Raw genomic sequence first — 12256 nt, forward strand, 5'->3', positions numbered from 1 at the left:
GCCTCTAACATCTTGAGCTCGGTTTGAATGCTAAAGTTAAGTGAAATCTGCTTAGTGGCTCTAGGTAGTTACACCACTTTGTCTTAATACTTTGCTCTAGTAACCAATAATAAGAAGAAAAATAATGACCAACAAACTTTACCAATATCCACTCGCGCTTGCGTTTACTTTAAACTTAGTCGGATGCTCTGTGGGTAACCTCAACGCCACTCATGGTGAAGACTTAAGCCATTTTGCTGGAAATATTGATGTGGCAAGTGGTCAAAAAGCTGGGAACTTATCCCTACAAAATGGCAATATTACGCTAGCTGAAGGGGCCAAAGTTAAATCTGCAGAAGTGACTAACGGTAATATTCAGCTTGATAAGTATAGTGAAGCACAGTCGGTTAATGTTGAGAATGGCAACATTATGCTGATGGAAAAAGCGCGCGTGTATGGGAGCATTCAAGTTACCAATGGTAATATTGAGGTTGGTGAGTCGGTGCTAATTGAAGGAAATGTCATCAACGCGAGCGGAGATATTACAATTGCTAGCGGCGCTACTATCTTAGGTGATGTGATTTATCGTCAGGCAGGATATCTTGCTTCTAAGCTTGAGAAAGACATACCAACGCTTACAATTAGTGATGGTGCAAAGATTGTTGGCACTATCCAGCTTTATCGTCCTATTCATATTGAACCTAAACATCTACAAAGTCAGATCACTTACCACTATAAACAGTAAGCTGCATGAGAGTAAAGAGAGCGCAATACGCTCACTTGTGCTCTTACTTAGCGCTAAGTATTTGTGCTAGTTTGTGCACATCATCAATAGCACGTTGTTTTGAGCGCTTATGCCTGTCGTCGCCAAACTCTTGATACTCAGATGCTATTTCATAAAACGTTTCAGCACCTAAATATGGAGCCAACTGCTCGATATGGCTACTTAGGTGATTCAAATGATATTGTGACTCACCTTTTTTAAATGCAAATTCTCCCCAAGATGCCAGTAATACGAGAGTTTTACCCGATAAAATTGGCTCCAGTGGTTTATCACCTCGTGCTAAATCAAAGCTGAAGGTTTTATTTACTCGGATCGCCAGATCAAACCAAGCCTTTAGCACTGCAGGCATGCCGTAGTTATACATAGGGCTTGCGATCACGATAATATCGGCATTGGTCACTTCTTTGATAATTTCGTCAGACTCAGCGAGTACTAAGCGTTGCTCTTCGCTCAACACTCCTTTTGCAAATGCAGCCGCTATAAATGCTTCATCGATGAATGCAGGTTGTTTCACGGAGAGGTCGCGATGGGTGATTTCCACTTCATGTATGCAGCTGCTAAATTTTGTCAAAAATTGCTCACCTAACATCCGACTAATTGACTGATGTTGCGAACTTGTCTCACTATACTTTCTTGCGCTACTACTTATATATAAAATGTTTTTCATGGCTTTTCTCCAGTTATGTCCTGTGTTTTATTCTGTGCTTACGTAAGCAATGTGACAACTGAGAAGAATCCACTTATAGATGAGATATACTAACTTATAGGTTTGTTATGTTCACACATTTACCGTCTTTGAATAATATAAAAACCTTTGCGGTTGCCGCGCACTACTTAAGTTTTAAAGATGCGGCGCGAGTACTTAATGTTACGCCTACGGCAGTGTCACATCAGATAAAGTCACTGGAATCACAGTTAAGGGTTCAGCTTTTTGAGCGAAAAACGCGAGCAGTGCAATTAACATTACAAGGACAGGCACTGGCAAAGGTGTGTATTGATTCACTCAATATGCTTGATAATGCGTTTATTGAGTTTACTGAGCAAAAGAATGATTTGCTTATTTCATGCTGTAATTCATTTGCTGCACTTTGGCTTGCTCCTAATATGGCTGCCATTAATCGCGCTTTTCCAAACCAAACCGTCACAATATGCGCGAGCGATCAGCTCATTGATTTAAATAAAGAGAAGCATATTGATATCGCCCTGCGTTATGGCAAAGCGGTTCCGAATTCCAATGAAACTCATCTTATTACCGAGAAAATAGGGCTTTATGCTAGTCCAAACTATCGGGTGCCAGACCACGGTAAACCTGTACTATTTCTCACCCATTGGCAAGACGAAACGGGGCTTGAAAATATTCCTTGGCAAGCGCACATTGACGAAAGTCATTATGACTTGCGTTATTTTGAGCAAGAACACTTTGTCTTGCAGGCGGCTGTGGCCGGGCAAGGGCTGGCACTATTGAGCGATGTATTAGCAGAGTCTGCAGTTAGACAGGGGTGGTTAAGTAAAAGCTCAGCAATGGAGGAATTTTCAGGCTATGGCTATTGGCTCAGGCAAACGACTTATCGCAAGAGTTCGGCGATTTTTCACCAGTTTACCATTTGGCTGGCAAGCGCGTTACAAAATATCAAGGCCAACAAAGATAAGGACATAAGATAAAGGACAGGCACTTTTATCAATGAGTAAATAAGCCGTTTTTTAATATTGATCTATACTTTTGTGGAACTTAAGTCCTTATTCGAAAAGTGTTTATTGCTAGGTGGTGATGTGATGATAAAAATCCTGCTGATGAGTCTCATTTTGTTTCCCGCTTTATGTTTGAGTGGTGATTATACCTTCGCCTTTGTGCCGCAGCAGTCTGCAAATAAGTTAGCCAAAAATTGGCAGCCTATTCTCGATTATCTCAGTGATAAAACCGGAGATAACTACACATTTAAAACCGCTAAAGATATACCAACCTTTGAAGCCAGGGTGCTGCAGCAAGAGTATGATGTGGCATACATGAATCCCTATCACTTTGTTGTATTTAATGAGCGGGCAGGTTATCAAGCTATCGCCAAGCAAAGAGATAAAATGATAAAAGGGATCATCGTGGTTAAAAAGGGAGCGGGTATTACTGACTTATTGCAGTTGCGAGGAGAGACACTTGCTTTTCCGGCTCCTGCTGCATTCGCTGCGAGCATTTTGCCCCGAGGTGAATTGGCGAAGCAAGGTATTGAATTTACGCCAAGATATGTATCTTCCCATGACTCCGTTTATCTCAACGTGTCGAGAGGATTTGTCAAAGCGGGGGGCGGTGTCATGCGTACTTTCAACAACGCCGATCCTAAAATTAAATCACAACTCGACATTCTCTGGACGACAAAAGGTTATACACCACATGCATTTGCTGTAAAAAGAGCAATGCCAGAAGATGCAAGGCAAAGATTAGTAGCGGCGTTGACCTCTCTTGAACTGAGTGAAGATGGAATCAGGCTACTCGAAGCGGTGAATTTCAAAGGCATTATGGCAGCGTCGAACGAGGACTGGCAAGACGTAAAAGCATTAGAATTAGAAACCTTGGTTGGCAAATAGTACTCGGATTATTAAGAAGCGCCACGACTGAATGAAAAGGCTATCGTTAAGACTCAAAACCATGATTGGCACCGCTATTATTGAAGCGGTGCTGTTGAGTGCGCTCATATTTGTGGTGATTGATTTTATGATGGAGTCCGCAAATGACGCCATGAATAAACGCGCAACCACGACTGCACGTTTGTTTGCGAGCGCGACCAAAGATGCTGTGTTGTCGTACGATTTAGCCACGCTGGATGCTTTTACCAATGAGTTATTAAGCAACCCAGATATCCTTTACGTTAAAGTGATCGATGGTGAAAGCCAAACACTTTCCTTTGCAGGAAACGAGCGCTTTAAAACGCGCACATTTGAAGATGATACGTTAGTTGCGAAAGTCACGGACGGTATTTTTGATATTCATGCTGATATTGTTGAAGGAGGGACACTATTTGGCACTATTCAGATAGGCATAGATATTGGTACGATAAATCGAACGATGTCTGAAGTAAAACGCTGGACGGTTTCTATCGCGCTGTTTGAAATGGCGTTAGTTGCTATTTTCTCTTATTTTCTCGGTATATATCTCACAACCAATCTGTATATCTTGAAGAGCCAAGCTAAATTTATCGCTCGTAATGTCAAAAAAGGCGTATTTGATTTCAAATGGAAACCAATACAGAGTAAAGATGAGTTACAAGAACTGTCTTTAGCGTTTGATGAACTATCACAAACTTTAGCCGAAGAGCATGAGCGTCGAGAACGATATAAACATGATTTGATTGAGCTAAATAAACACTTAGAAGAACTGGTGGCACAGAGAACTGAAAAGCTGAATCAGAAAAATCAGCAGCTTGAGGCCACCAACAGAGAGCTTGAAGCCGCGCAACAACAACTTGTTCACTCAGAAAAAATGGCGTCTGTGGGTCAATTGGCCGCCGGAGTTGCCCATGAAATAAATAATCCGCTCGGTTTTGTGATGAGTAACCTTGATGTGATGCGTCACTATCATGGCGATTATGCCGAACTTGCAAAGCGTGCGGTTCAGCTCGGACTTGAACCCGGCGAACGTAATGCGTTCAATCAATTTGTTCAAGACAAAGACTTTGCTTTTATTAATAGCGATTGTACAGAGCTTATTGATGAGTCGATGACTGGGCTGCAAAGAGTTTCTGCGATTGTGAACGATCTCAAGCAGTTTTCAAGAGCAGATACTATTCAATTGCAACCTTGCGATATTAATGCCTGCATAAAGACAACGTTAAATCTGGTGGAGAGTAAGCTCAAGTATCATGCTAACGTGATAACTCAGTTAGGTGAAGTCCCTCAAGTGCTGGGGAACCAAGGCAAGCTAATTCAAGTAATGACAAACTTACTCATCAATGCAGCGCAGGCGTTGGAGAGTGAAGGAGAGATTAAGGTAACAACGCATTTGGAAAATGGCAGTGTTGCGATCAGTGTACAAGACAGTGGCGTAGGGATCCCCAAGGAGATCATTGATAAGATATTTGACCCCTTTTTTACTACTAAGCCTGTCGGTAAAGGCACAGGACTTGGGCTCTCCATTAGCTACGATATAATCAAAGAGCATGGTGGAGAGTTATTGGTTGAGAGTGAAGAGGGCATTGGGACATGTTTTACTATTTTATTGCCGCCATGCAAGTAAGAAGTTGGGTGATATTATTTGGAGGGTAAGCTGCGTGTTATTATGGGTTTGTTAAGACAAGTTACACCTTGAAGCACTAGCTGCTTTTGCCAAATTTATTCATTTCCGACAAACACGCGAATACGATGTTTATCTGGGTCTAATACGACAAAACTAGCGCCATATACCTCAGCTTGCGGGACCTGAGCAAACTTAATATCTAGTAACTTCCATGTATCGTATAAAGCAAAAAACGCCTCTTGGCTTGGTTGTACAATAGAGATTTCAGTACCGCCCCCGGTAATGCGACTTGGTGGTGTAAGGGCTGTGTTTTGTTTAAGTGCAATGGAGATGTTGTTTGCACACTTCATAGAAACAAAAGTTGGAGAAAGTTGCGCTGCCTCACATTGGAATAGCTGTCTATAAAACGCTTCGCTAAGCTTGATATCGCTTACATATAACACCAAAGAATCAACGGTGACCATCATGTAATTCCATCATTTTTTAAAAAGTTGCAGCTACGATACTCTCTGTGTGTGTCAGTTACTGTCAGTAGCTTTGCGCTGAGTTCAAAACAGGTGTTTGAGCATTTAATCGAGACAGATAGTCCCATATCACTTTAACTTCATGTTATTAACGCTTACAGTAATCTCGCACACTGTCTAACGGTGTGTAGAGCAAAGTGAAACTGGTGTTTTTAACAAAAAGGAAAGGTTGTATGGTTACTTGTTACTTAAAATATGTTGTTGATCCGGCAAAAATTGCTGACTTTGAGGAATATGCCAAAATGTGGATCCCACTCGTCAATCGTTTTGGTGGGCAGCATAATGGCTACTTTTTACCATCGGAAGGTGCAAGTAATATTGCCTTGGCATTATTCACCTTTCCCAGTTTGGCGGCCTATGAAACGTATCGCAATGAATCGTTTCAAGATGCACAGTGTCAGGCTGCAATTAAATTTGCAGAAGATACCGGTTGCATAATCAGCTATGAACGCAGCTTCTTTAGACCTGTATTTGAATAGAGGTGAGTAAATGGAGCTGAACATCCCGTGCAACTAGATATTTCTGCCAATCTCAAACTACAAAACCTTGCTTTGACGCATGCAAAGCCATTATTTGATTGCGTACAAAGTAGTCGAGCAAGTTTACAAAACGTGTTGCCGTGGGTTGCGACATTACATACCGAGGCTGATGCAGAGCGATATATCGACACACGTATAAACAACCAAGTTGGCGGACTTTGGTCTGCTATTGAATTTAATTGCGAGTTTTGTGGTGTGTTTGGGATCAAATATATGGACGCGCAAACGCAAACCGCTGAGATCGGCTATTGGCTTGGCGAAAAGGCAAGAGGTCATGGCTTAATCGGTCTAGTGCTTGAACAGGTTATTGCCAAGCTTCGAGAGGTAAGTGATATTAAAGCTGTGGAGTTTCAATGTTTACAGTCAAATATTGCGAGCCAGCGGATCATTGAAAAAATAGGCGGCCAGTTTGTTGAGTCCTGTGTCAATGATCTGGGCGTAGCAAGTGACGAGTCGCTATATATCTATCGACTCACACTTTAATTTCGTCTATTTAAATGAGTGAGCGCATAGTTGCTATGCGCTCAACTGATTAGTTTACCTCACACTTAGGAGGCACTGCTCTGCTTCGTAGGGTAGTGACGATAATTTGCGGTAATAGCGGCATTACAATCATGCCAACCATCAAACTATATTGAAGCGGCGTGAACGTCTCGCCCAGTAGCACCAACCCCGTCAAAATACCCGCTATCGGATTTGCAATACCACCAAAGGTAAAGTCCACCACAGACATACGCTGTAGTAACCACACGTACAAGCTATAACCCAGCGCGGTATTCAGGAGCACAACCCATAATATGCCGCTGAGATTGGTTGTCGAGAAATTGTAAAAAGCCGCAATATACTTAGCTGGTGCGATTACACCGTGAACGGTTGATGCGAGGGTGAGAATAACGCCACCAATAATGAGCTGCCAAGTTAACACCGTCCACCAATGCATGCGATCACCAAGAGACTTAGTGATTGAGCTGCCGATCACGATACAGGTTATTGCCGCAAGTATTGCCGCTATACCAAGAGGGTTTAAATTCAGTGAACTCGGATCAAATAGCAACCAGGCCAACACAATAAGCGCCGCGCCGCATAACGCTTGCACCAATCCTGGACGCTGTTTGTTGACTAACCAATGATAAATCATGGCGAATACCGGCACAGACACCATGCCCACGCTCGATATGGCAGATGGTAGCGTTAACGACATCACGAAGATCATGCTAAAAAAGGCCGCGATATTAATCGCCCCAAGGCCGCATAGTATTTTCCAGTCTGCTTTTTTTGGCAAACTCGGCTTAACTGCCAGCAAAATAAGCCCAGCCGGCAGCGCTCTAATAGCGCCAAGTAAAAGAGGCGGCCAGTCCGCAAGGGTGTATTGTGTCACCGCATATGTGGTACCCCATAAAAATGCAGGGATCATCGCGAGGAGTATATTCACATTAACTATCTTTACATTGAGATACTTTGCGGTAAGGTATTACTAAAAACACTTTTTGTAAAGTATCTTTATGTTAAGATATTTCTTTATAAAGTTTGTTGTCGGGGCAAATATTGATGGATGCGATTGATAGAGTACAAGAGCAATGGGCTCGTGAAAAACCACAGTTAGAAACAACGCCCATGGCGATAATGGGTCGCTTAGTGCGCATAGCTAAACATATGGAAGCCGAAGTTGAAAAGCTGCACAAGCAATACGGGTTAAATTTGGGTGCATTTGATGTGTTAGCTACCTTGCGCCGCAGCGGCAAGCCATTTCGCTTAACCCCATCAGAGCTATTTAAAACCATGCTACTCACCTCTGGCGCGATGACCAATCGTTTAGATAAACTAGCGGCAAAAGGCCTTATCAAACGTGAGCATTGTAAAGAAGACCGCCGCAGTGTAACTGTTGAATTGACAGCCGAAGGCCTCGGCCTGATTGAAAAGCTGATTGAACCGCATATCGACATTCAAGCCCAATTGGTTGAAGGAATGAGTAAAGAGCAGCAAACCTTGTTAAATAGTGTTTTAAAAGAGTGGTTAACGCAATTTGAGTGAGGGTGTAAACAGTCTTGTAGGCGGTTCACCTGCCGAGAAGTTATTTGTTCGAGCTATTGTTGATGATGAGTTTGCGGGTGACCAGTTCGAGTTGACTAATGAGTAGAGCCATCCTTGGTTAATATCAAAGCGCATTCATGCGCTTCTCGTTCATTCTTTTGAAACGACGCGATCGAGCGAACCAAGAAAACGTCGCCCCGACATCACACTTAATCCTCAAATCCTAAGCCGATATAGTGCAACCGTCTTGTAAGGCACGTCCCTGTACCAGACAAGACTTGGCCGACATCCTGTCGGCACATTGCATATCAGCTTATGCTTTTCGGGTGTGATGGAGGGGGGATGGTGTCGCTTGAGGCGTTTGCGTGATGTAGGGAGTGGCTTTTCTTTTGCGCTATCTTCTTATCTTATTTAATCTACCAGCTAAAGCTTATCAACAGGCTGAATACAACAAGTTATGACAGAATCACAGCACCTTGCCAAATTAGAAAAATGTGGGTTTAATAATGTATATAAATACTTTGTTCAGGCAGGGATTGAGTCGCGTTGTACCGCTTTAGATAATAAACGGACAAACACAAAAGTCACCCATATCAAGGTCAATCCACACTGCTGGATAGGGAGTGCAGGAGCTATCCAATTCAATTTGCGATTATGCATGCTGCGCTTGCGTGAATACTAAGGTGTTAAGCATAAAGGAAATCAAGTTGTCATATAAAAACCACTTTAAAAGAATAAGAGAATCAGAATACTTTATTCGTCGCAAGATAGAACAAACATTAAAAGCCATTCAATTTGATGAAGAAATCAAGGAAATAGCTGGTAATCATGACACATATTTTGATATGTGGCAGGCAACATATGGCGATAAATTCTACGACATGACAACAATAGTTCGTCTTGGAACAACGATTGAAATGTGTTTAAAGGATTATTATCAAAGCCGAAAAGGGTTTTCATCTAGAAAGGAATTAAAAGATCATATAAACAGCAAGCAAAATATATTTCAACAAGTTTTTCCTTGGCATAACCAAGGAATATTAACGAAGATAGAGAGTGAATTTCAAGTAGAACTATTTCAAATACCTCAGCTTAAAATTATGCAAGAAACGATGTTATTTAGGCATTTATACGCACATAACAGCGGGTTGCTCGATAAGAAGTTTGTAGATGATTATAAACGTTTATCCAATATTGATTTATCAAGCAGCAGTTCAGAATATAGAGACTATGAAATAGAGGACTATTTTTATTTTGAACCACTAAAAAAGGTCTCTCATTTCATTGATGGTACTGAGAAGTTCTTCGATAAATTGTATGCGCTTTGATGTGCTCTCTACGCGCACGGCAAGCTTGGTTTGGCTTGTTGTATTCACAAGTAATGACATGTGTTTTTAGCTGAATAGCGTTTCCGTATAGTTATTTTGAAGATTAATATGGCTCTGGCTTTTAGCTAACCCGCAAAGGCGGAGGTTAATACTTTGTGAGTCATTACACCTAAGCAACAAACTTATAGTTAGAAAGTTAGGAAAAAATTATGGAAAATTACTCAATCAGAGAAATTCTGGATTCAGTTTACAGAGGGCAGATTAGAATTCCCGCTTTTCAAAGAGGGTTTGTTTGGGATCCTGATCGGGTCGCGTTTCTTATTGATAGTATTTATAAAGGATATCCGTTCGGTTCCTTATTGTTTTGGCGCACGAACGAACCGTTGAGAACTGAGAGAAAACTAGGTCCGTTTGAACTGCCGGAACCCCAAGAAGATTTCCCTATTGATTATGTACTGGATGGGCAACAGAGGGTTACTTCTATATTTGGGGTGTTTCAAACAGAACTTTATCATCAACAGGATGATAACTGGAAAGATATATATTTTGATTTTTCCCTGCCAGATGATGTTCAGGAAAGCCAATTTTTGGCATTAAATGAAGATGAAGTTGATCAAGAAAAGCACTTTCCACTAAATAGCTTCTTCGACACTGCTGAATACCGTCGTCTAACAAGAAATATGAACGATTCGCTCGCAGAAAAAATTGATAGAGTGCAGGCTACATTCAAAGAAGCTAAAATCCCCGTTCAGTCATTTAGAACTGATGAAAAAGATAAGGTTGCAATTATATTTGAGCGGATAAATAGGCAAGGTATCCCTTTGGACACTCTTCAACTACTCTCTGCATGGACATGGAGTGAGGATTTTCAATTACAGGGCCAGTTTGAAGATCTAATTGAAGAGCTTGAGGGATATGGTTTTTCCGAATTGTCTAATGATATAAGCTTGCTTCTTAGATGTACGGCAGCTGTTCTTACAAATTCCTGCAAACCAGAAAGTTTAGTATTATTGAATGGAGCGGATGTTAGGGCTAGATTTAGTGAAGTCGTAAATGGAATCAAAGGTGCGTTGGATTTTCTTAAAACAGAACTCAATGTGCATTCGATAGATCTCTTACCATATAAGTATATTTTAGTTCCCCTTTCTGTATTCTTTTCAATTGATGGAAATAGAGAGTTTAATTACTCCAACGCCCAGAGAGAGAAACTAGTATTGTGGTTCTGGAGGTGTTCATTCATTAAGAGATATAGTCATGGTACCATGCGGAATCTGGGTGTTGATATAGACGAAATAAAAAAATTAAAGGAAGGTATTGAAAATACTTTATCTAATCTAAATCCTCAGATTTCATCAGATACATTTAAGCACGAAAAATTTGTCATGAACTCCGTTATGACAAAAACCTTTATTCTAATGTTATCAAAAAATACCCCAATTAATTTTATCAATGGATCGCCAATTGATCTAGAAGCAAAGCTTAGAGATTGCAACAGAAAGGAATTCCACCACCTTATGCCAAAAGCTTTTCTTAGAGATAGTGCTCAAGACATATATAGTGAAAATTGTTTAGCAAATTTTTGCTTTATATCACGTGCTGATAATCGTGAATTAGGGGGTGATAAGCCCAGTGTTTATCGAGTCAAAATGACAGGTAATATTAACCAAATTATACAATCTCATTACTGTCCAAATGCTTTATTTGACGACAACTATCAGCAATTTATTAGCAATAGGTCCGAGATACTAGCTCAAGTAGCTGCAGATTTGTGTGGAATGACTTAATAAGCCAAAGCGCAGGGTGCTATGCATCGTTACTCGATGTGTTATTGTTGTTCAGCTTTGAAATTACACCCATAATCACTAACACAAACCCCAAACAAAAAAGCCACCTTGTTAAGGTGGCTTAGTCCAAACCTGCATCCGGTTATTTATGCTTTACAGCCCACAGATGCAGTAGTTCGTGTGCAATGGTGGCGGCGGCGATTGCGGTGAGCTCGCTTTGGTCGTAGGAAGGGGAAACTTCTACTACGTCCATGCCTATCATGTTTATCCCTTGCAGTGCGCGTAAAATTTTCAGCACTTTGTCGCTGGTTAGACCGCCGCACACTGGGGTGCCGGTGCCTGGTGCGAATGCTGGGTCTAGACAGTCGATATCAAAGGTTAAGTACACCGGCAAATCGCCGACGCGTGCTTTGATTTGTGCTGCTATTTCTTCAGCGCTTAAGTCGTTTGCTGCCATAGCGTCAATCACGCCAAACTCGTGACCTTGCTCTGTGTACTCGGTTCTAATGCCAATTTGCATTGAATGCTCTGGGCTTATTAAGCCTTCAATGGGAGCATGATAGAACATAGTCCCGTGGTCATAGCGTGAACCTTGGCTGTATGTATCTGTGTGCGCATCAAAATGTACGAGCGCCATTTTGCCGTGAATTTGCTGGTGAGCACGCAGCAGTGGCAGGGTCACAAAGTGATCACCGCCTAGGCTTAATAGCGTTTTGCCTTGCTGCAAAATTTGCAGAGCAGCTAGCTCGAGCTGCGCAGTAAAATACTCAGGATCGCCAACTGGGTAAGTGAAATCGCCAGCGTCCTCTAGTTTAATTTTGTCCCACAATGCAAATGACCAAGGATATTTTTTGCTTTCCCAAGCTAAATGCACGGATGCGCGACGGATTGCATCTGGACCCAAGCGTGCGCCTGGGCGTCCAGAGGTTGCCAAGTCAAATGGCAAGCCAAGTACCACAACGTCTGCATCAATATCTGTGATATTGCGTACCATTGGCTGACGTAAAAACGTCATGCCGTTGGAGTACAGAGAATGATCGGTGTGATCGAATAAGTGGCTCATGG

Annotated in this window: 13 protein-coding genes; 9 read left to right on the forward strand and 4 right to left on the reverse strand. The window is 41.8% G+C overall.

All coding sequences use genetic code 11. The features are described from left to right. Positions 1 to 124 precede the first annotated feature (124 nt). Positions 125 to 724, forward strand: coding sequence for a polymer-forming cytoskeletal protein (locus NH462_RS05155; RefSeq protein ID WP_253104576.1), 600 nt, complete (start codon positions 125 to 127; stop codon positions 722 to 724). 43 nt (positions 725 to 767) lie between these two features. Here the strand turns inward: NH462_RS05155 and NH462_RS05160 are convergent, their stop codons facing one another. Next, positions 768 to 1430, reverse strand: a complete 663-nt coding sequence (locus NH462_RS05160; protein WP_193521800.1) for an NAD(P)H-dependent oxidoreductase — start codon at positions 1428 to 1430, stop codon at positions 768 to 770. A 107-nt stretch (positions 1431 to 1537) separates the two neighbouring features. On the opposite strand from NH462_RS05160, the gene NH462_RS05165 reads away from it, so the two are divergent. The 3 genes from NH462_RS05165 to NH462_RS05175 all read left to right on the forward strand — a co-directional run bounded on the left by NH462_RS05165 (position 1538) and on the right by NH462_RS05175 (position 4985). After that, positions 1538 to 2425 carry a LysR family transcriptional regulator gene (locus NH462_RS05165; RefSeq protein ID WP_010371872.1) on the forward strand — a complete coding sequence of 296 codons (888 nt, stop codon included), beginning with the start codon at positions 1538 to 1540 and terminating at the stop codon, positions 2423 to 2425. Between the two features lie 111 nt (positions 2426 to 2536). Beyond that, positions 2537 to 3340, forward strand: coding sequence for a PhnD/SsuA/transferrin family substrate-binding protein (locus NH462_RS05170; protein ID WP_253104831.1), 804 nt, complete (start codon positions 2537 to 2539; stop codon positions 3338 to 3340). Positions 3341 to 3371: 31 nt separating this feature from the next. Further along, entirely contained in the window at positions 3372 to 4985 is a 1614-nt protein-coding gene (locus NH462_RS05175) for an ATP-binding protein (protein WP_253104579.1), read from the forward strand. A 95-nt stretch (positions 4986 to 5080) separates the two neighbouring features. Here NH462_RS05175 and NH462_RS05180 read toward each other — a convergent pair whose 3' ends face one another. After that, positions 5081 to 5452, reverse strand: a complete 372-nt coding sequence (locus NH462_RS05180; RefSeq protein ID WP_253104582.1) for a VOC family protein — start codon at positions 5450 to 5452, stop codon at positions 5081 to 5083. A 230-nt stretch (positions 5453 to 5682) separates the two neighbouring features. Between NH462_RS05180 and NH462_RS05185 the strand changes: the two genes are divergently transcribed. Both NH462_RS05185 and NH462_RS05190 read left to right on the forward strand, forming a co-directional pair. Beyond that, complete coding sequence (locus NH462_RS05185; protein ID WP_010604531.1) at positions 5683 to 5988, forward strand: NIPSNAP family protein; 306 nt, start codon at positions 5683 to 5685, stop codon at positions 5986 to 5988. Between the two features lie 27 nt (positions 5989 to 6015). Beyond that, the gene (locus NH462_RS05190; RefSeq protein WP_253104585.1) at positions 6016 to 6531 is read left to right on the forward strand and encodes a GNAT family N-acetyltransferase; all 516 of its coding nucleotides are present in this window, start codon (positions 6016 to 6018) and stop codon (positions 6529 to 6531) included. Between the two features lie 49 nt (positions 6532 to 6580). Here the strand turns inward: NH462_RS05190 and NH462_RS05195 are convergent, their stop codons facing one another. Then, positions 6581 to 7480 (reverse strand): EamA family transporter, encoded by a 900-nt coding sequence (locus NH462_RS05195; protein ID WP_253104587.1) that lies wholly within the window; start codon positions 7478 to 7480, stop codon positions 6581 to 6583. A 116-nt stretch (positions 7481 to 7596) separates the two neighbouring features. Between NH462_RS05195 and NH462_RS05200 the strand changes: the two genes are divergently transcribed. From NH462_RS05200 to NH462_RS05210, 3 genes are all read left to right on the forward strand, one after another. Beyond that, positions 7597 to 8079 (forward strand): MarR family transcriptional regulator, encoded by a 483-nt coding sequence (locus NH462_RS05200; RefSeq protein WP_253104590.1) that lies wholly within the window; start codon positions 7597 to 7599, stop codon positions 8077 to 8079. A gap of 707 nt (positions 8080 to 8786) precedes the next feature. After that, positions 8787 to 9407, forward strand: a complete 621-nt coding sequence (locus NH462_RS05205) for a hypothetical protein (protein ID WP_102056640.1) — start codon at positions 8787 to 8789, stop codon at positions 9405 to 9407. Between the two features lie 209 nt (positions 9408 to 9616). Beyond that, positions 9617 to 11191: a DUF262 domain-containing protein gene (locus NH462_RS05210; protein ID WP_102056641.1), complete on the forward strand. Its 1575-nt coding sequence runs from the start codon at positions 9617 to 9619 to the stop codon at positions 11189 to 11191. A gap of 142 nt (positions 11192 to 11333) precedes the next feature. On the opposite strand, the gene speB is transcribed toward NH462_RS05210, so the two are convergent. Then, complete coding sequence (speB, locus tag NH462_RS05215; RefSeq protein WP_010371838.1) at positions 11334 to 12254, reverse strand: agmatinase; 921 nt, start codon at positions 12252 to 12254, stop codon at positions 11334 to 11336. Positions 12255 to 12256: the final 2 nt, after the last annotated feature.

It is taken from the genome of Pseudoalteromonas sp. OANN1 (assembly GCF_024124685.1).
Classification (GTDB): Bacteria; Pseudomonadota; Gammaproteobacteria; order Enterobacterales; family Alteromonadaceae; genus Pseudoalteromonas; species Pseudoalteromonas piscicida.